The 18,348-nt window shown below is 72.4% G+C and carries 17 protein-coding genes and 1 riboswitch; of the genes, 13 read left to right on the top strand and 4 right to left on the bottom strand.

Annotation, left to right across the window (positions count from 1 at the left end; genetic code table 11):
• Positions 1 to 13: 13 nt before the first annotated feature.
• The 4 genes from ABD466_RS34090 (at position 14) to ABD466_RS34075 (ending at position 3,562) form a co-directional block, all read left to right on the top strand.
• Positions 14 to 1,039 carry an AAA family ATPase gene (locus tag ABD466_RS34090; RefSeq protein WP_344661360.1) on the top strand — a complete coding sequence of 342 codons (1,026 nt, stop codon included), beginning with the start codon at positions 14 to 16 and terminating at the stop codon, positions 1,037 to 1,039.
• A 152-nt stretch (positions 1,040 to 1,191) separates the two neighbouring features.
• Positions 1,192 to 2,520, top strand: a complete 1,329-nt coding sequence (locus ABD466_RS34085) for a DUF58 domain-containing protein (RefSeq protein ID WP_344661359.1) — start codon at positions 1,192 to 1,194, stop codon at positions 2,518 to 2,520.
• Positions 2,517 to 3,131: a hypothetical protein gene (locus ABD466_RS34080; RefSeq protein ID WP_344661358.1), complete on the top strand. Its 615-nt coding sequence runs from the start codon at positions 2,517 to 2,519 to the stop codon at positions 3,129 to 3,131. The genes ABD466_RS34085 and ABD466_RS34080 overlap by 4 nt, the downstream gene beginning before the upstream one ends.
• Positions 3,128 to 3,562 carry a DUF3817 domain-containing protein gene (locus tag ABD466_RS34075; protein ID WP_344661357.1) on the top strand — a complete coding sequence of 145 codons (435 nt, stop codon included), beginning with the start codon at positions 3,128 to 3,130 and terminating at the stop codon, positions 3,560 to 3,562. Before ABD466_RS34080 ends, ABD466_RS34075 begins: the two co-directional genes overlap by 4 nt.
• Before the next feature lie 7 nt (positions 3,563 to 3,569).
• On the opposite strand, the gene ABD466_RS34070 is transcribed toward ABD466_RS34075, so the two are convergent.
• The 3 genes from ABD466_RS34070 to ABD466_RS34060 form a co-directional block, all read right to left on the bottom strand.
• Complete coding sequence (locus tag ABD466_RS34070; protein ID WP_344661356.1) at positions 3,570 to 4,040, bottom strand: GNAT family N-acetyltransferase; 471 nt, start codon at positions 4,038 to 4,040, stop codon at positions 3,570 to 3,572.
• A gap of 70 nt (positions 4,041 to 4,110) precedes the next feature.
• Positions 4,111 to 4,704 carry a hypothetical protein gene (locus tag ABD466_RS34065; RefSeq protein WP_344661355.1) on the bottom strand — a complete coding sequence of 198 codons (594 nt, stop codon included), beginning with the start codon at positions 4,702 to 4,704 and terminating at the stop codon, positions 4,111 to 4,113.
• A 140-nt stretch (positions 4,705 to 4,844) separates the two neighbouring features.
• Entirely contained in the window at positions 4,845 to 5,219 is a 375-nt protein-coding gene (locus ABD466_RS34060) for a cupin domain-containing protein (protein WP_344661354.1), read from the bottom strand.
• Positions 5,220 to 5,357: 138 nt separating this feature from the next.
• Here ABD466_RS34060 and ABD466_RS34055 point away from each other — a divergent pair, with 138 nt between their 5' ends.
• From ABD466_RS34055 to ABD466_RS34035, 5 genes are all read left to right on the top strand, one after another.
• Positions 5,358 to 7,832: a primosomal protein N' family DNA-binding protein gene (locus ABD466_RS34055; protein ID WP_344661353.1), complete on the top strand. Its 2,475-nt coding sequence runs from the start codon at positions 5,358 to 5,360 to the stop codon at positions 7,830 to 7,832.
• 139 nt (positions 7,833 to 7,971) lie between these two features.
• The gene (gene def, locus ABD466_RS34050) at positions 7,972 to 8,523 is read left to right on the top strand and encodes a peptide deformylase (RefSeq protein ID WP_344661352.1); all 552 of its coding nucleotides are present in this window, start codon (positions 7,972 to 7,974) and stop codon (positions 8,521 to 8,523) included.
• A gap of 2 nt (positions 8,524 to 8,525) precedes the next feature.
• Positions 8,526 to 9,473 carry a methionyl-tRNA formyltransferase gene (gene fmt, locus ABD466_RS34045; protein WP_344661351.1) on the top strand — a complete coding sequence of 316 codons (948 nt, stop codon included), beginning with the start codon at positions 8,526 to 8,528 and terminating at the stop codon, positions 9,471 to 9,473.
• A gap of 47 nt (positions 9,474 to 9,520) precedes the next feature.
• Positions 9,521 to 11,056 (top strand): RsmB/NOP family class I SAM-dependent RNA methyltransferase, encoded by a 1,536-nt coding sequence (locus ABD466_RS34040; RefSeq protein WP_344661350.1) that lies wholly within the window; start codon positions 9,521 to 9,523, stop codon positions 11,054 to 11,056.
• A 396-nt stretch (positions 11,057 to 11,452) separates the two neighbouring features.
• A complete protein-coding gene (locus ABD466_RS34035) occupies positions 11,453 to 12,661 on the top strand; it encodes a M1 family metallopeptidase (RefSeq protein WP_344661349.1) in 1,209 nt (402 codons plus the stop codon).
• A 12-nt stretch (positions 12,662 to 12,673) separates the two neighbouring features.
• On the opposite strand, the gene ABD466_RS34030 is transcribed toward ABD466_RS34035, so the two are convergent.
• A complete protein-coding gene (locus tag ABD466_RS34030) occupies positions 12,674 to 14,341 on the bottom strand; it encodes an AMP-binding protein (protein WP_344661348.1) in 1,668 nt (555 codons plus the stop codon).
• Between the two features lie 118 nt (positions 14,342 to 14,459).
• Between ABD466_RS34030 and rpe the strand changes: the two genes are divergently transcribed.
• From rpe to ABD466_RS34010, 4 genes are all read left to right on the top strand, one after another.
• The gene (gene rpe, locus ABD466_RS34025) at positions 14,460 to 15,134 is read left to right on the top strand and encodes a ribulose-phosphate 3-epimerase (RefSeq protein WP_344661347.1); all 675 of its coding nucleotides are present in this window, start codon (positions 14,460 to 14,462) and stop codon (positions 15,132 to 15,134) included.
• Positions 15,135 to 15,250: 116 nt separating this feature from the next.
• Positions 15,251 to 15,388, top strand: a riboswitch (FMN riboswitch).
• A 160-nt stretch (positions 15,389 to 15,548) separates the two neighbouring features.
• Complete coding sequence (locus ABD466_RS34020) at positions 15,549 to 16,274, top strand: riboflavin synthase (protein WP_344661346.1); 726 nt, start codon at positions 15,549 to 15,551, stop codon at positions 16,272 to 16,274.
• 5 nt (positions 16,275 to 16,279) lie between these two features.
• Positions 16,280 to 16,936, top strand: coding sequence for a nicotinamide riboside transporter PnuC (pnuC, locus tag ABD466_RS34015; protein ID WP_344661383.1), 657 nt, complete (start codon positions 16,280 to 16,282; stop codon positions 16,934 to 16,936).
• Positions 16,933 to 18,243, top strand: a complete 1,311-nt coding sequence (locus ABD466_RS34010; protein ID WP_344661345.1) for a bifunctional 3,4-dihydroxy-2-butanone-4-phosphate synthase/GTP cyclohydrolase II — start codon at positions 16,933 to 16,935, stop codon at positions 18,241 to 18,243. The genes pnuC and ABD466_RS34010 overlap by 4 nt, the downstream gene beginning before the upstream one ends.
• The last annotated feature ends 105 nt before the right edge of the window (positions 18,244 to 18,348 follow it).

The raw sequence follows: 18,348 nt of genomic DNA, 5'->3' as shown, positions 1-18,348 counted from the left end.
CGGGAGTGACGGGATGACCGACGAGCTGACCCCCGAGCAGACCTGCCGCAAGGCGCTCGCCGTGCTGGACGAGGTGGAGAAGGCCGTCGTCGGCAAGCGGGCCGCCCTGGAGCTGGTCCTGCTCGGTGTGCTGGCCGGCGGCCACGTCCTGATCGAGGACCTGCCCGGCCTCGGCAAGACCCTGATGGCGCGTTCCTTCGCCACCGCCCTGGGCCTGGACTTCACCCGCATCCAGTTCACCCCGGACCTGCTGCCCTCGGACGTCACCGGCGCGCCGTTCTACGACCAGCGCGACGGCGACATGGTGTTCCGGCCCGGCCCGGTGTTCACCCAGCTGCTGCTGGCCGACGAGATCAACCGCACGCCGCCGAAGACCCAGGCGGCGCTGCTGGAGGCGATGGCCGAGGGGCAGGTCTCGGTCGACGGCAAGTCGCACCCGCTGGACCCGGCCTTCGTGGTCCTCGCCACCGACAACCCGATCGAGTACGAGGGCACTTACTCGCTTCCCGAGGCCCAGCTCGACCGGTTCCTGTTGCGCGTCCGCATGGGCTACCTGCCGCCGTCGGACGAGGCCGCCATGCTGCTGCGCCGCCTGGACCGCAAGGCCGAGCGGGTGGAGCTGGCGCGGATCGTGGGCGCCGCCGAGCTGCTGGCCATGCGCGCCTCGCTGGAGGCGGTGGAGGTGACGGCCGACGTCGTCGAGTACGTCGTGGCGCTGGTGAACGCCACCCGTGCGAACTCGCAGATCCAGGTCGGCGCCAGCCCGCGCGGCGGCCTGGCGCTGGTGCAGCTGGCGCGGGCGCGCGCGGTACTGTCCGGACGCGACTACGTGGTGCCCGAAGACGTGAAGGCGGTGGCGGTGCCGGCTCTGGCGCACCGGATCAGCCTGCGGCCGGAGCTGTGGGTGCGGCGGGTGTCGGCCGACGAGGTGGTCGCCTCGCTGGTCTCCGCGACGCCCACGCCGCGCACGCTGCCGCGGCAGCAGGACGCGGTGCCGTCCGGCCCGCAGACCACGAGCCAGGCCCCGGCCCACCGATGAGCTCGCCGTCCCCGGGCGAGCGGATCGGGGGCGCCGGGCCGGCGTCCAGAGCCGCGGCCCAGGCTCCGGCTTCGGCTTCGGCTTCGGCTCGGGCGCAGATGCCCGGTCAGGTTCCGGCTCCGGCCCGGGCCGGAGCTCGGGACCGGGGCCCCGTGGCGCCCCCGGTCCCGCCGATCAGCTGGCGCCCCTCCCAGCGCGCCATGCGCCTGCTGACCGCCGCGGTCTGCGCCCTGGTCCCGGCGATCGTGTTCGGGGCCTGGTGGTGCGTACCGCTGGCGGCCGTGCCGCTGTTGCTGCTGACCGCGCACGGCGGCTCCCACCCGGCGCGGATCCGGGCCGAGGCCGACGTCCCGGACCGCCGCTGCTTCGAGGGCGAGACGGTGACCGCCACCATCCGCCTGGCCGCGGACGCCGCCGCGGGGTGGACCCGCCAGGAGTACCTGCCGCCGCGCCTGCGGGACTTCCACGAGTTCGATCCGACGGCCACGCCGTCGGGCGTGCGCCTGGAGTCCCTGGAACTGACCGGCGCGGTGATCACGGTGCGCCTGCTGGTCCCGCGCTGGGGCCGCTGGTCCCTGGGTGCCGTCGCCGTCGACGTCTACGACACCGCGGGTCTGCGCGTCGCCGCGCTGCAGGCCGACCTCGGCGAGGTCGAGGCCTTCCCGGTCCCGGCCCCCGACGACACCGTCCTGGTCCCGCAGCGCTTCCCGGACCGCTTCGGCGAGCACTCGGCCCGCACCCCCGGCGAGGGCGTGGAGTTCATCGCGGTCCGCCCCTATGTCTTCGGCGACCGCCAGCGCCGCATCAACTGGCCCGCCACCACCCGGCGCCGCGAGCTCCAGGTGAACACCTTCGAGGCCGAGCGGGCCGCCGAGGCGGTGGTGGTCATCGACGCCCTGTCCGACCTGCCGCAGCCTCCGGCGACCGAGGACCTGCGCCCGCGCTCCACCCTCGACATCGCGGTCCGCGGCGCGGCCGGTCTCGCGCAGGCCTACCTGAAGGCGCACGACCGGATCGGCGTGGTCACCTTGTCCGGCCGGGTGCAGTGGTTGACGCCGGGCTCGGGCAACGCGCACCTCTACCGGATCGCGCAGACCGTGATGGACCTGCGCAAGGACTTCACCTACGAGACCGGCGGCCTGAACAGGCTCCCCACCAGGGTGCTGCCGCGCGGCGCCCTGATCTACGTCTTCAGCCCCCTGCTGGATCCCGGTGTGGTGGAGGCGATCCGCGACCTGGCCGACCGCGGTCACCCGCTGGTGGTGATCGACGTGCTGGCCCACGAACCCCACCCCACCACCGCCGGCAAACCGGACCACCTGGACATGCTGGCGTTGCGGCTGTGGCGCCTGGACCGCCAGGCGGTGCGCTTCGTCCTGGGCGAGCTCGGCGTGCCGGTCGTGAACTGGGACGGCGTCGCACCGCTGGACCTCGCGCTGGCGCCCCTGTTGCAGATGCCGGTCGCCGGGAGGGCGCGATGAGCCAGGAAACCGCCGGGTCCGCCGAGCAGGGCTCGGCCCTGAACCGCCCGTTCTGGGCCGGCTACGGGGTGGCGATGGCGGTGATGGGCGTCGGCCTGCCGTTCTGGACCTGGCCGCCGGACTTCACCGACGTCTTCGTCCTGCTGGCGGCCGTCGGGACGTTCATGCTCCTCGCGCAGCCCTACCTGGGCCGCCCGGTGGTGGCCTCGATGCGGCTGCACCGCCTGGCCGTCGTCCATCGCAACACCCTGCTGGTCGGTCTGTTCGCGGTCCTGGTCGCCACCCATCAGCCCCCGGTCTGGGCCGCGGGCGTGGACGCCGTGCTCCTGGCCGGGTTCCTCCTGCTGATGGACCTGGTCAGCATCCCGGCCGCGACCCTGCGCCGCCTGGTGCCTCCGGTCCTGGTGATCGGGCTGGCGGCGCTGATCGCCGGCTCGACTGCCCTGGTCGCCCTGCCCGCGTCGGACGCGTCCTACCGTCCGATACTGGCCGCCGTGGCGGCCGCCGCGGCCCTGGCCGCCGGAGTGGCGACCGCCTTCGGGCGCGCCGAAGCCCGCCGGGTAGGCTCACGGGGAACCGACCACCAGAAACAGGACAGGTCCCCACGATGACAACGCTGACCTCCGGCGCCATCACCCGCTACCGCGTGATGGCCCTGTTCACCGGCACCATGCTCCTGCTCCTCACCTTCGTGGTCATCCCCCTCCAGCTCTGGGCCCACAACAAGACGCTGGAGAAGCCGGTCAGCATCGTCCACGGCTACGGCTACATGGTGTACCTCATCGTGGCGCTCGACCTGTGCCTGCGTGCCCGCTACAAGCCGGTCCGCACGATCCTGATCATGCTGGTCGGCGTGGTGCCCTTCCTGGCCTTCTACTACGAGCGCATCGTGGTCCGCGACACACAGCGGCTGCTGGAGGAGGCGCAGGAGCGGGCCGCCGCGAAGAAGGCGAAGCAGGCGGCGAAGGCTGCCAAGGCGGCGGTGGCGGCGCAGGCGGTTCCGGAGCCGGAGACGCGTCCGGAGCCCGCTCGGGCCGAGTGAGCCGGGCTCAGCGCCCGGCGTGCTTGGCCAGGTGGACGAGGTCGACCCCGGGCCGCAGGGTCTCCCGCCGCTCCTCGCGGTAGCCGAGCCGCTCGTAAAGGCGGATGTTCGCGACGCTGAGATGGCCGGTGAACAGGGCGAAGGACTCGACGCCGGCCGGCGCGGAGCGTTCCAGCTCGGTGAGCAGCCGGGTCCCGATCCCCTGCCCTTGGGCGTCGGGGGCGATGGTCAGGCGGCCGATATGCCACACCGGCCCGTCCTGGCGGGCGCGCCCGACGCCGATGATGCGGGTGTCGCAGGTGGCCTTGAGAGCGAATCCTTCGGCCAGCTCAGCCCGCAACTCCTGATAGGTCTGGGTGAGGGCCGGCAGGAAGGGGTCGCCGTACAGCTGCGCCTCCGTGACGTATGCGGCCCGTTGCAGGGTCAGGATCTCGCCGGCATCGCCGGCTTCGACTGGAGAGATCGTCACGTCCGCCACGGACCGCAGCGTAGCGGCGGGGCTCGCCGCCGCACCATCCAGGCCCGGAGCCCGGACGGCGGAACCGTCGCTACCCGGCGCCCTCCCGGCCGATCTCCACATCGCTTCCCACGGCCGGTACGGGCCGGCCCACCGACCCGGCGATCGCGATCATGCTCAGCAGGGTCGCCACGGCGAGCGAGATCAGGGTCCCGCCGGCGTGCGGGCGGACCGACATCAGCCAGACCGCCCATACCGCCGCGATGGCGGTGATCCGGGCGCTGGCCAGCAGGATCGGGTCCCGGACCAGTCCCGCCAGGTGCGGCGGCAGCGGGCCCTCCGGGGCGGCGTCGGCGGCGTCGAGCAGCCGGGTCGCGGGACGTCCGCTGAACCCGCCGCCGACCACCGAGATGGCGACGACGATGCCGATCGAGGCGACGACCCACGCGTCGCCGAAGCGGAACTCCCCGTCGTGGGCGACCAGGGCCAGCCCGCAGCCGGTCATCAGCAGCGTGGCCAGCGGCATCATCGCCGGCAGCACGCGGGCCGGGCGCACGGCCAGCCGCAGTTCGGCGACGGTCGTCGCCCGGCTCGCCGCGGAGACCGCGTAGACCTCCAGGCCGATCCCGGCGACCAGGACCACGACTCCGACCACGTGCCCGAACAGCAGCAAGGCGTCGACCATGGCGGACCCCCTCACTCCGTGCGCTCTCGCTCCCCGAACCCTCGCGTACCGGACAAAACGTCCGATTCCAGGCTATGGTGGCGCGCCGTCCGGGCAACAGTGCCCGAACGGGTGAAAGGTCGACAGGTCGGCTCAAACGGTCAGCCGACCGGGTCGACAGTCGCCTGATACACCTTCCGCAGCGTCTCGTGCACGGTCCACCGTGTCCGTGCGCCCTCGGTCAGCACCGCGACGTCGCCGGGCCCCACCTCCAGCACGGTCCCGTCCTCGAACTCGACCGTGGCGCGGCCGGAGAGCACGACGAACACCTCGTCGGCCTCGGTGTCCGTGACGACGCCCGGCGTCATCTGCCAGATGCCCCGCACCACCCGGCCGTCCTCCGACTCGGACAGGACCAGCTCCGACACCCGCGGCTCCCCGGCCACGATCTGCGACGGTTCGAGCTCGACCGCCTCCAACACGGCATCGGCGACATGCACGGCGAAACCCGGAACGGCGGTGCGATCTTCAGACATGCGCGGCAGCCTAACCGCGACGAACCTTGCCGCCCACCCAACCGGTGTCACCGCTATCAGGTAGAAATTGACACTGTGGAGGCGCAGGAGCAGACGAACACGGAGGGAAGTCCGGACGACAAGCCGACTGAGGTTCCCTTGCTGGACGCCCCCGCCGAAGCCGCCCGCCGCACCGCCCGCAGATCCGTCCGCGAAGCCAAGCCGAAGCAGTCCCGCGAACCCGCCGCCGAGCTGCCCTACGCGGAGGTCGTCCTCTCCCTGGAGCTCAGCCACCTCGACCGTGTCTTCGACTACCTGGTCCCCGCCGACATGGACGCCGAGGCGCAGCCCGGCGTACGGATCCGCGTCCGCTTCGCCGGGCAGCTGGTCGACGGGTTCGTCATCGGCCGCAAGGCCGCATCGGACTTCGCAGGCCGCTTCGAGTACCTCCAGAAGATCGTCTCCCCGCTCCCGGTCCTGACCCCGGAGATCCTCGACCTGGCCCGCACGGTCGCCGACCGCTACGCCGGCACCCTCGCCGACGTCCTGCGCCTGGCGGTCCCGCCGCGCCACGCCGCCGCGGAGAAGACCCCTGCGAAAGCCTCCGACGCGAACCCTGAGAAGCCGGTCGACGGCGCGCCGTGGGGCGCCTACGGCGGCGGCCGCGAGTTCATCAAGGCGCTGCAACGCAAGACAGCGACCAGACTCCCGCGCGCCGTCTGGACCTGCCTGCCCGCCACCGACTGGGCCACCGCCGTCGCCACCGCCATGCACGCTGTGGCGACGGACGCCGTCGTGTTCCCCGAGCCCGAAGCCGTGTCCGAGCCGGCGATCGCCGCGGATTCCGCGGATTCCGCGGATTCCGACGATCCCGAAGCGCCCCTGGAGGCCGACGACCCGGCCGTTCCAGACCTCGGGCCCGATCCCACCGATCCCGCGCTCCCGGATCCCGACCTGCCCACCGACTACGACATCGACACCGAGAACCTCCGCGACCTCGACGCCGACCGCTACGACGAAGGTCTCGCCGGTACCGCGCCCCGAGCTGACGAGTCCGTCGCCGCTGCGCCTTCACCGGAGGAAGCAAGCCCACTCCAGGTCCCCGCCCGCGGCGCCCTCGCCATCGTCCCCGACCACCGCGACCTGGCCCGCCTCGACGCCGCCCTCACCGAGGTCGCCGGCCCCGGCCACCACGTCGTCCTCTCCGAGGAGCTCGGCCCCGCCAAGCGCTACCAGAACTGGCTCGCGGTCCTCCGGGGCGACGTCCGCATGGTGATCGGGACGCGCTCCGCCATGTTCGCCCCGGTCGCCGACCTCGGCTTCGTCGCGATCTGGGACGACGGCGACGATCTCCACGCCGAGCCCCGCGCCCCCTACCCGCACGTCCGCGAAGTCCTGCTCCTGCGTGCCCACGCCACCGGCGCGGCCGCGCTCATCGGCGGCTACACCTGCACCGCCGAGGGCGCGCAGCTGGTCGAGAGCCGCTGGGCGTACCCCCTCACCGCGTTCCGGTCCACGGTCCGCGCGAAGTCGCCGCTCATCCGCACCTCCGGCGAGGAGATCGAGAAGGAACGCGACCCGGCCGCCGCCGCGGCCCGCCTGCCCAACCTCGCTTGGCGCACCGCCCGCGCCGCCCTCAACGACGGCCCGGTCCTGGTCCAGGTTCCGCGCGGCGGTTACGCCCCCTCGCTGGCCTGCGTCCGCTGCCGCAAACACGCGCGCTGCGGGCACTGCCACGGCCCGCTCGAACTGTCGTCGGGCCACGCGATGGCGTCGTGCCTGTGGTGCGGCCGCCCGGCCGGCGGCTGGCGCTGTGACGGTCTCCTGAACGACCGGCCCTGCGGCGGCGACCGCTTCCGCATGCTCGCCGTCGGCGTCCAGCGCACCGCCGAGGAGCTCGGCCGCGCCTTCACCAACGTCAAAGTCGTCTCCTCGGCGGGGGAGACCGTCCTGGACCGGGTCCCCGACCGGCCGGCGCTCGTCGTCGCCACCCCCGGCGCCGAGCCGGTGGCCGACGGCGGCTACGCGGCCGCGCTGCTCCTGGACGGCTGGTCCCTGCTCGCGCGGCGCGACCTGCGCGCCGGGGAGGAGGCGCTGCGCCGCTGGCTCAACGCCGCCGCGCTGGTCCGCTCCGGCGGCGACGGCGGCAAGGTGGTCGTGATGGCCGAGCCCGGACTGGCGCCGGTGCAGGCCCTGGTGCGCTGGGATCCGGTGTGGCACGCCCGGCGTGAGCTCACCGACCGTGGCGAACTTCACTATCCGCCGCTGGCCCGGGTCGCCGAACTCACCGGCACGCCCTCCGCGGTGGCCGAGGAGCTGCGGCTGCTGCGGCTGCCGGAGGCGGCCGAAGTGCTGGGACCGGTCGCCGTCGAGGTGCCCCGTTCCGACGACCGCGCCGCGCACCGGGCCGCCGCGAAGCGTCCGGACCGGCTGGGAAGAGGAGATCGGCCGGAGAAGCCGAAGGAACCTGTCGAAGTGCCTTCCCACCTGCAGCTTCACCGCGCGCTGGTCCGCGTGCCACGCCGTCTCGGCGGGGATCTCGCCGCCGCCGTCCGCGAGGCCCAGGGTGTCCGCAGCGCGAACAAGGCCGAGGACTGGGTCCGCGTCCGCATCGATCCGGTGCGCATCGGCTGAGGGGCCGACCGCGGGGCCGGCTGCGGGGTCGTTCCCGTCGGGGAGCGCCCTGACGTCGATCCGCCACGCTCCGCCAGCACCCGGACCCTCCGTACACTAATAGCCGAATCCCCGTTAACCCACGAACGGAGCGCGACCCTTGACCGTCCAGGCGATCCGCATCTTCGGCGACCCGGTCCTGACCACCCCGGCGACCGCGGTCGTCGACTTCGACAAGGAGCTGCGCACCCTTGTCAAGGACCTCACCGACACGATGCTGGACGCGCCCGGCACCGGGCTGGCCGCTCCGCAGATCGGCGTGGGCCTGCGAGTCTTCACCTGGCACGTCGACGGGGAGCTGGGCCACCTGATCAACCCCGGCCTCGACCTGTCCGACGAGGAGCAGGACGGCGAGGAGGGCTGCCTGTCCATCCCGGACCTGGCCTTCCCCTGCAAGCGCGCCATGCGCGTGGTCGCCAAGGGCTGGAACATGCACGGCGAGCCGGTCGTGGTGGAGGGCAGCGAGCTGCTGGCCCGCTGCATCCAGCACGAGACCGACCACCTGGACGGCGTGCTGTTCATCGACCGCCTGGACCGGGAGTGGCGCAAGAAGGCGATGCGCGCCATCCGGCTGGCCGACTGGGCCGGCCAGGGGCAGCCCGAACCGGTTGTGAAGGTCTCCCCGCACGCCACGTTCGGACGGGCGATCTGACCATGCGCATCCTGTTCGCCGGCACTCCCGAGCCCGCGCTGCCCGCCCTGAAGGCGCTGCTGGACTCCCGCCACGACGTGGTCGCCGTCCTGACCCGCCCCGACGCCCGCTCCGGCCGCGGCCGCCACCTGGAGGCCTCCCCGGTCGCCAAGCTGGCCGAGGAGGCGGGTGTGGAGGTGCTCAAGCCGGAGAAGCCTCGTGATCCGGAGTTCCTGGCCCGGCTCGCCGCCATCGCGCCCGACTGCTGCCCGATCGTGGCCTACGGCGGCCTGATCCCGAAGTCCGCGCTGGACATCCCCCGGCACGGCTGGGTGAACCTGCACTTCTCCCTGCTCCCGGCCTGGCGCGGTGCCGCCCCGGTGCAGCAGGCACTCCTGCACGGCGACGAGATCACCGGCGCCTCCACCTTCCTGCTGGAGGAGGGCCTGGACACCGGCCCGGTCTACGGCACCGTCACCGACGAGATCCGCCGCACCGACACCAGCGGCGACCTGCTCGCCCGCCTGGCCGAGTCCGGCGCCCGGCTGCTGGCCGCCACCCTGGACGCCATCGAGGACGGCACCGCCCGGCCGGTCCCGCAGCCCGCCGACGGCGTCTCCCTGGCCCCGAAGCTGCTGGCCGCCGACGCCCGCATCGACTGGACGGCCCCGGCGCTGCGCGTGGACCGGCTGGTCCGCGCGTGCACCCCCGCGCCCGGCGCCTGGACCGTCCTGCCCGGCCGGGACGGCGAAGACGATCTCCGAGTGAAGATCTTCCCGGTCACCGCGCTGCCCGGCACCACCGACGTCCCACCGGGCCGGATCGTCCGGGACTCGCGAGGATTGACAGTGGGCACCGGCAGCGGCCACACCGTGCGGCTCGGCGACGTGCAGCCGCAGGGCAAGCGGCGGATGCCGGCCGCCGACTGGGCGCGCGGCCTGCGCCTGGCCGGGGACGAGACCTTCGTCTGAGCCCGCCCCCACCCCGCCGGCCCCCACAACGGAACAGAGAGTCATCGATGGCACCGCGCACCACGCCCACCTCCCCCGCCGATCCGGCGCGCGCCGCCGCGCTCGAAGCCCTGGAGGCGGTGCGCACCAGGGACGCCTACGCGAACCTCCTGCTGCCGAAGCTGCTCCGCGAGCGCGACCTGACCGGCCGCGACGCCGCCTTCACCACCGAGCTCGTCTACGGCACCCTCCGCGGCCTCGGCACCTACGACGCGGTCATCGCCGCCTGCGTGGACCGCTCGCTGGACGCCGTCGATCCCGAGGTCCTGGACGCCCTGCGCCTGGGCGCCCACCAGCTGCTGGCCATGGACGTCCCCCCGCACGCCGCCGTGTCCACCACCGTCGAGCTGGTCCGCGAGGTCGCCAACGAGGGCGCCTCCCGCTTCGCCAACGCCATCCTGCGCCGGGTCGGCCAGCGGGATCTCCCACAGTGGATCGACCGGATCGCCCCCGACCCGCAGGACGATCCCGAGGGCTACCTCGCGGTGTCCCGCTCGCACCCGCGGTGGATCGTGTCGGCGCTCTGGGACTCGCTGCAGGCCCACCGCGGCGCGCAGCGCGCCCACGAGGACATCGGCGCGCTGCTCGACGCCGACAACGCCCGCCCCGGCGTCACCCTGGTCGCCCGCCCCGGCCTGGCCGAGGCCAAGGAGCTGACCGACCTCGGCGCGCTGGCCGCCCGCTACTCGCCCTACGCCGCCTACCTGGCCGGGGGTGACCCGGGCGCCCTGGCGCCGGTGCGCGAAGGACGCGTGGGCGTGCAGGACGAGGGCAGCCAGCTGGTCGCCGCCGCGCTGGCCGCCGCACCGCTGGACGGCCCCGACGAGCGGTGGCTCGACATGTGCGCCGGCCCCGGCGGGAAGGCCGCGCTGCTGGCCGGGCTGGCGCTGGAGCGCGGGGCGTCGTTGCTGGCGAACGAGATCGCGCCGCACCGGACCGAGCTGGTGCGCAGGGCCCTGCGGGGGTACGGGGATCGGCTGGCCGACGCCACCGCCACCGCCACCGCCATCGCCACCGCCACCGTCACCGCCGCTGCCACCGGCGCCGGCTCCGACGCGGCCGCCACCTCGGCCGCAACCTCGGCTGCCATCCCGGCCACCACCCAGCTGCCGAAGCCCGGCACCCTCCAGGTCATCGCCGCCGACGGCATCCGCGCGCCGTGGAAGCACGAGTCGTTCGACCGCGTCATGCTCGACGCCCCGTGCACCGGCCTCGGCGCCCTGCGCCGGCGACCGGAGGCCCGCTGGCGTCGCGGACCGGAGGACCTGGAGCGTCTGACCCGTGTTCAGCGCCGCCTCCTTTCCTCGGCGATCGATTCGGTGCGCCCTGGCGGCCTGGTCGCCTACGTGACCTGCTCGCCGCACCTCGAGGAGACCCGGGATGTGGTCCGCCAGGTGGTGAAGTCCCGACGGGACGTGACCCGTGTGGACGCGCGGCCCCTGTTGCCAGGCCTTCCGGATCTCGGTGGCGGCCCCGACGTGCAGCTGTGGCCGCACCTGCACGGCACCGACGCTATGTACTTGGCGCTCTTGCGCCGTTCCTAGGGCCGATCACCACCGGGAACTGTCTTGGTTCTGTCACAAGATCGCCTCCGGCCCCGCCTCGCTGTAACTCTTCGCGCTCCTCACACCGTCAGGGTGAGTAGCAGGGGTGCTACAGGCGGAGGGGTGGGTGGGCGTGTGTCGGGGTACAGGCGTGCGAGCTGGTGGGTTCCGTGTGGTGCGGCGGGGATGGCGGTCTTGGCGGCAGCGTGGTTGGCGGTGCCGCAGGGCGCTTCTTCGAGGGCTACTCCGTTAGCATCCGGGCCGGCGGTAGCGGCCGCCAAGACGGCGCCGGTAGCTCCTATTACGGCCGCGCCTTCGCATGGGGAGACCGTCGCTATAGGCGAGCCGACAGCGCCGGGCTCAGCTCTCTACACGGTCTCGCTGAAGAGTGACGCGATGGGGCACTCCTGGACGGGAACCGAGAAGATGGCCTTCACGAATCCCGGCAAGGTCCCCATCACTGAGTTCTGGATACGCCTGTGGGGCAACGGAACCGCAGGATGCGGCGGCACGCCAGCCGAGCGCATCAGCGCTCTGGTCGGCGGACAAGTCGCCGAGACTCGGGAGAACTGCACTGCCTACCGCATAGTCCTGGACACCGCGCTGGCCCCGGGTGCTCGCGGCGAAGTGAGCTTCACGCTCTCGATAGACGTCCCGGTCCAGCGTGACCGGTTCGGCATCAACGGGGTCGACACCTACCTCGGCAACGCTCTAGCAGTCCTCGCGGTTAAGGACGAGAACGGCTGGGAGCTACCGCCCTACGTCGCTTTCGGTGAGAGCTACTACTCACTCGCCGCCGACTATGACGTGACGCTCGATCACCCGGCCGCGCTCCAAGTACCATCCACCGGCGTCGTCGCGGGGGAGACAGCGGCAGGGGACCGGCTGGTCACCCATCTCACCGCCGCCAGGGTCCGGGACTTCTCCTGGTCGGCCGGCGCTTTCCATCACGACAGCACGGTCACCGCCTCGGGCGTCACCGTCGACGCCTACTGGCCGAACTCCGAGAGCGACTCCAACTGCCGCGACCTGATGCGTTACGCGGCCAGAGCCCTGGACTACTACAGCACGCGCTACGGCGCCTACCCGTACCCGCGCTTCACGATCGTGTTCGACGAGTTCGGCGCCGCGTTCGACGGTATGGAGTACCCGAACTATGTGCTCGCCTCCGCCTACCAGGGCGCGGTGGCCCACGAGGTCGCCCACCAGTGGTGGTTCGGTCTGGTCGGCGACGACCAGTACCGCCACCCCTGGCTCGATGAGGCTTTCGCCGAGTACAGCACGGAGGAGTTCCAGGGCAATGCCACTCCCGTCCACAACTGTGACTGGATCGCCTCCGACGAACGTATGGACGTCTCCATGGACGTGTACGAGAAGGCCGGTGACCCCTTCTACCACGACGCCGTCTACCACGAGGGCACGTGCATGCTCTACGACCTGGAACACACCATCGGCCGCGATGGCATGGACAAGCTTCTCCGCGATCTGGTGAGCACCTACGAGTACGGGGTCATCCGCCCCGGGGACGTCCGCACGCTGGCGGCCGCCGTGTCCGGCAAGGACCTGTCCGCGTTCTGGTCCCGGTGGCGGAACACGGCGGCCTGACCAACAGGACGGTCACTCCAGCCCCAGGATCCTCGCCGCCTGATCTCGCATCTCGACCTTCCGCACCTTCCCCGTGACCGTCATAGGGAAGCCGTCCACCAGGTGCACGTACTTCGGGATCTTGTAGTGCGCGAGCCGTCCGTGGCAGAAGTCGCGCACGGCCTCGGCGGTCAGCGGTTCGGCGCCGGGGCGCATCCGGATCCACGCCATCAGCTCCTCCCCGTACCGCTCGTCGGGGACGCCGATCACCTGGACGTCCTCGATGTCCGGGTGTGCGTAGAGGAACTCCTCCACCTCTCGCGGGTACACGTTCTCCCCGCCGCGGATCACCATGTCCTTGATGCGGCCGACGATGCTCACGTACCCGTCGGCGTCCATCTGGGCCAGGTCGCCGGTGTGCATCCAGCCGTCGGCGTCGACCGCCTCGGCGGTGCGCTCGGGCTCGTTCCAGTACCCGAGCATGACGCTGTAGCCGCGGGTGCACAGTTCGCCGGGGGTGTCGGCGGGCACGGTCTCACCGCTGTCGGGATCCACCACCTTGATCTCGACGTGCGGGTGCACGCGGCCGACGGTGGCGACCCGGCGCTCCAGGCTGTCGTCGCGGCGGGTCTGGGTGGAGACCGGCGAGGTCTCGGTCATGCCGTAGCAGATGGTGACCTCAGCCATGCCCATCTCGGCGATGACCCGCTTCATCACCTCCACCGGGCACGGCGAGCCGGCCATCACGCCGGTGCGCAGGGAGCCGAGGTCGTACTTGTCGCCGGCCTTCTCCAACAGCGCCAGTTCCGCGATGAACATGGTCGGCACGCCGTACAGCACCGTGCACCGCTCCTGCGACACCGCGGCGAGCGTGTCGGCGGGATCGAACAGCGGCCCGGGCAGCACCATGCACGCGCCGTGGCTGGTGGCGCCCAGGTTGCCCATCACCATGCCGAAGCAGTGGTAGAGCGGGACCGGCAGGCAGACGCGGTCTCCGGGGGCCCAGCCCTGGATCTCGGCGACCTGGAAGCCGTTGCCCAGAACGTTGCGATGTGAAAGCGTCGCGCCCTTGGGGAAGCCGGTCGTGCCGGACGTGTACTGGATGTCGATGGGATCCTCAGGGCTCAGCGCCGCCTCCCGCTCGGCCAGTGTCTCCGCCGCCACGTCGGCGCCGCGCTCGACGAACGCCGTCCAGCCGGGGGTGCCGAAGGAGACGACCTCCCGCAGCTCGGGGCAGTCGGGCCGCACCGCGTCGACCATCGCCACGTAGTCGCTGGACTTCACCTGGGTGGCCGTGAACAGCAGGCTCGTCCCCGACTGCTTGAGCGCGAACCGGATCTCGTGGTCGCGGTAGGCCGGGTTGAGGTTGACCAGGATGCCGCCGACCCGGGCCGTCGCGTACTGCACCAGCACCCACTCGGCACAGTTCGGCGACCAGACGCCGACCCGGTCGCCCTTTGCGACGCCCGCCGCCACCAGGGCCCGCGCGAGATCGGAGACCGCCGCGTCGAACTCCCGGTACGTCCACCGCCGGCCGGTCGCGAACTCCACCAGAGCGTCCAGCTCGGGGTACGCCGCCGCGATCCGCGCCAGGTTCCCGCCGATCGTCTCCTCCGGCAGCGCCGGTGAGTCCGGTCCTCTGCGGTACGACAGCCGCTCGGTCGCGTGGTCGTCGCCGCTCCCGGCGTAGTCGGTGTCCATGCCGCCCTCACCTGCGCTTTCTCAGACCTCGTCGTCAGCACCGAAGCGTAGTGGGGGGTACGTCCGCAGTCGATGGGCCGCGCGGGGCCGGGAACCCCCATCTGCGAGAATCTGAGCCATGAGCTCCGTCCAGATCTCCCCGTCCATCCTCTCCGCCGACTTCTCCCGCCTGGCCGACGAGGTCAACGCGGTCCCGTCGGCCGACTGGATCCACGTCGACGTGATGGACAACCATTTCGTGCCCAACCTGACGCTGGGTCTGCCCGTGGTCGAATCGCTGGTCAAGACCTCGCCGCGGCCGCTCGACTGCCACCTGATGATCGCCGACCCGGACCGCTGGGCGCCGGACTACGCCGAGGCCGGGGCGGGCAGCGTGACCTTCCACGTCGAGGCCGCGCACGCGCCGATCCGGCTGGCGCGCAGCATCCGCGGGGCCGGGGCGCGGGCCGGGATGGCGCTGAAGCCGGCCACGCCGATCGAACCGTACGAGGACCTGCTCCCCGAACTGGACATGATCCTGGTGATGACGGTCGAGCCGGGCTTCGGCGGCCAGCGGTTCCTGGACGTCGTGCTCCCGAAGATCCGCCGCACCCGGCAGCTGATCGACCGGCACGGCGGCTCGCTCTGGCTGCAGATCGACGGCGGCGTCTCGGCCGAGACCATCGAACGCTGCGCCGAGGCCGGCGCCGACGTGTTCGTGGCCGGCTCCGCGGTCTACGGCGCGCAGGACCCCGACGCGGCCATCGTGAAGTTGCGCCAGCAGGCGGAGCTGGCCTTGTCCCGCCTGGCCTGAGCTCGGCCTTCCGCCAAAAACTAGAACGTGTTACATTCCGAGGCGAGTCAGCGTGATGCGCACCACGCCCGGCCGGCCGGGAATGAATCGCGTGGCACACTGGTTCCGTACGACGAACGCGTGCTCCGGGGTCGGTGAAATTCCGAACCGGCGGTGACAGTCCGCGAACCGCTCGATCGCCTCGGCGAACGGGCGGCCGATCCGGTGGAATTCCGGGACCGACGGTTAAAGTCCGGATGGGAGGCTGCACGCGACGGGTCCGCCGACCCGTCGTGGCGTTCGTGACGGCACCCGCCGTGGGCGGGTTCTTCGTCGTCGCGCGCCGCCTCCCTTCACGCACCCCCTTTCCCCGGAGCCCGGGTTCTGGCCGCGCGCCGACCGGGCGGGCGGATGAGGCGGATAGGGGAGTGCACGGTGTTCACTGGCATCGTCGAAGAGCTCGGCCGGGTCGTCGCCCTGGAGACCGAGGGCGACTCCGCGCGGCTGCGCGTGGCCGGCCCGCTGGTCACCTCGGACGCGGAGCACGGATCGTCCATCGCCGTCAACGGCGTCTGCCTGACCGTGATCGAGGACGGCCGGGAGGCCGCGGCGGCCGGTGAGTTCACCGCCGACGTGATGGCCGAGACCCTGGTCAAGTCCAACCTCGGCGATCTCAGGCCCGGCGACCCGGTGAACCTGGAGCGCCCCATGCAGCTCGGCGCGCGCCTGGGCGGCCACCTGGTCCAGGGACACGTCGACGGCGTCGGCACCGTGCTGTCCCGGACTCCCGGCGAGCACTGGGAGGTTGTGCGGGTCTCGCTTCCGGCCGCGCTGTCCCGCTACGTGGTCGACAAGGGTTCGATCACCGTGGACGGCATCTCGCTGACCGTGGTCGAGGCCGACGCCGACAGCTTCACCGTGAGCCTGATCCCGACCACGCTGGAGCTCACGACGCTGGGGCGCAAGCAGCCGGGGGCGGCGGTGAACCTCGAGGTCGACGTCATCGCCAAGTACACCGAGCGCCTGCTCGGGCTCGACGGCAAGGCCGGCGGTGCGACCGGTGCGAACGGCGCGACCGGTGCGAACGGCACGACCGGCGCGACCGGCACGACCGATGCGACCCTCGCGACCGGCGCCGCTATCGGCGCGCAGCGGGCGTGAGCGCGATGTTCCACTGGGCCAACGCGGTCGCGTTCCACTTGTTCGGCGAGACCGTCAAGTGGTCGGACCTGCTGGGCAACCTCCTCGGTCTCGCGACCGTGGCGCTCGCGATGCGCCGCTCCATGTGGGCGTGGCCGGTGCAGATAGCCGGCTGTGTGCTGCTGTTCGGCGCGAACATATCAGCGCACCTCGGCGGCACCGCCGCCCGGCAGGTCGCGCTCGCCGGGATGGCCGTCTACGGCTGGTTCCGGTGGAACGCGGTGCGCAGGAACGAGCACGACATCACCATCCGCTGGGCCACCTGGACGGAGCGCGCGCTGCTCGCCGTCGGTCTGGGCCTGGGCACCGTGGCCTTCGCGCAGGTGCTCGAACACTACAACGCGTCCTGGGCCCCCTGGCCCGACGCCTACATCTTCATCGGGTCGCTGGTCGCCACGATCGCGCAGGCCCGGGGGTACGTCGAGTTCTGGTTCGTCTGGGTCGCGGTCGACGTCGTGGGCGTCCCGCTGGCCTTCAACAACGGCCTGCCGGTGTCCGGCCTGGTCTACGTCTTCTATTTCGCGATAGTCGTCGCGGGGCTGCGCCAGTGGATGGTGAAGGCGAGGGCCCGCAAGGCTGTGCCGTCGGCGCAGTCCGCCGCTTTCAAGGAGGTCACGGTATGAGCGCCGTGGAGTCGGGTGTTCTGGAGGCCAGCGAGCCGATCGTGCTGGACGGCATCGAGCGCGCCCTGCGCGAGCTCGCGGCCGGCCGCCCGGTCGTCGTGGTCGACGACGAGGACCGGGAGAACGAGGGCGACCTCATCTTCGCCGCCTCGCTCGCCACGCCCGAGGTCGTCGGGTTCACCATCCGCTACTCCTCCGGGGTGATCTGCGTGCCGCTTCCGGCCGTCGACGCCGACCGGCTGAACCTGCCGCCGATGACCGCGATCAACCAGGACCGCAAGGGCACCGCGTACACGGTGTCGGTGGACGCCCGCGACGGCGTCACCACCGGCATCTCGGCCGCGGACCGGGCCCGCACCATCCGGCTGCTGGCCGACCCGGCGACCTCGGCCGACGATCTGACACGGCCCGGCCACGTCTTCCCGTTGCGCGCCAACCCCGGCGGCGTCCTGGTGCGCGCCGGGCACACCGAGGCCGCGATCGACCTGTGCCGGCTGGCCGGGCTGCCGCTGGCGGCCGGCATCTGCGAGGTGGTCGAGGACGACGGCTCGATGTCGCGGCTGCCGCAGCTGGCGCGGTTCGCGAAGGAGCACGGCCTGGCGCTGATCTCCATCGCCGACCTGATCGCCTACCGCCGCCGCACCGAGAAGAGCGTGACCAAGGTGGCCGAGACCCGGCTGCCCACCGCCTTCGGCGAGTTCCAGGCCGTCGGCTACCGCTCCGAGGTGGACGGCGCCGAGCACATCGCGCTGGTCCGCGGCGAGATCGGCGACGGCGAGGACGTGCTGGTGCGGGTGCACTCCGAGTGCCTGACCGGCGACATCTTCGGCTCGCTGCGCTGCGACTGCGGCCCGCAGCTGCACGCCGCGCTGCGGGCGGTGGACCTGGAGGGCCGCGGCATCGTCCTCTACATGCGCGGGCACGAGGGCCGGGGCATCGGCCTGATGCACAAGCTGCGCGCCTACGAACTGCAGGAGCTCGGGCACGACACCGTCGACGCCAACCTGGAACTGGGGCTGCCGGCGGACGCGCGGGACTACGGCACCGGGGCGCAGATCCTGGCCGACCTCGGCGTGCGGTCCATGCGGCTGCTGACGAACAACCCGGACAAGCGCAGCGCGCTGGAGGGCTTCGGGCTCCAGGTGGCCGGCCGGGTGCCGCTGCCGGTGACCGTGACCGCCGACAACATCCGCTACCTGCGGACCAAGCGGGACCGGATGGGCCACGAGCTGCCGGACCTGGACGAGCGGGCGGCCGAGCATCTCGCGACCGCGGTCGGGTTCGTGGCCGACCGGCTGACCGGCTGACCGGCTGACCGGCTGACCGGCAGGCGGGCTGAGCGGCGGACGGGATGACCGGCTGACGCGCTGACCGGCGGACACCCCGCCGTTGAGACTGGACCCCACCCCGGG

The organism is Catenulispora subtropica (genome assembly GCF_039531675.1).
Taxonomy (GTDB): domain Bacteria; phylum Actinomycetota; class Actinomycetes; order Streptomycetales; family Catenulisporaceae; genus Catenulispora; species Catenulispora subtropica.
Note: the sequence above shows the minus strand (reverse complement) of the source record. Positions and strands in the feature narration are given on the sequence as shown.

Coding starts and splice junctions, on each gene's coding strand:
- ABD466_RS34040 (WP_344661350.1), top strand. CDS start 9,521: ATGGCACCGCGCACCACGCCCACCTCCCCCGCCGATCCGGCGCGCGCC.
- ABD466_RS34090 (WP_344661360.1), top strand. CDS start 14: ATGACCGACGAGCTGACCCCCGAGCAGACCTGCCGCAAGGCGCTCGCC.
- ABD466_RS34010 (WP_344661345.1), top strand. CDS start 16,933: ATGAGCGCCGTGGAGTCGGGTGTTCTGGAGGCCAGCGAGCCGATCGTG.
- ABD466_RS34030 (WP_344661348.1), bottom strand. CDS start 14,341: ATGGACACCGACTACGCCGGGAGCGGCGACGACCACGCGACCGAGCGG.
- ABD466_RS34065 (WP_344661355.1), bottom strand. CDS start 4,704: ATGGTCGACGCCTTGCTGCTGTTCGGGCACGTGGTCGGAGTCGTGGTC.
- pnuC (WP_344661383.1), top strand. CDS start 16,280: ATGTTCCACTGGGCCAACGCGGTCGCGTTCCACTTGTTCGGCGAGACC.
- ABD466_RS34035 (WP_344661349.1), top strand. CDS start 11,453: ATGGGGCACTCCTGGACGGGAACCGAGAAGATGGCCTTCACGAATCCC.
- fmt (WP_344661351.1), top strand. CDS start 8,526: ATGCGCATCCTGTTCGCCGGCACTCCCGAGCCCGCGCTGCCCGCCCTG.
- rpe (WP_344661347.1), top strand. CDS start 14,460: ATGAGCTCCGTCCAGATCTCCCCGTCCATCCTCTCCGCCGACTTCTCC.
- ABD466_RS34060 (WP_344661354.1), bottom strand. CDS start 5,219: ATGTCTGAAGATCGCACCGCCGTTCCGGGTTTCGCCGTGCATGTCGCC.
- ABD466_RS34080 (WP_344661358.1), top strand. CDS start 2,517: ATGAGCCAGGAAACCGCCGGGTCCGCCGAGCAGGGCTCGGCCCTGAAC.
- ABD466_RS34075 (WP_344661357.1), top strand. CDS start 3,128: ATGACAACGCTGACCTCCGGCGCCATCACCCGCTACCGCGTGATGGCC.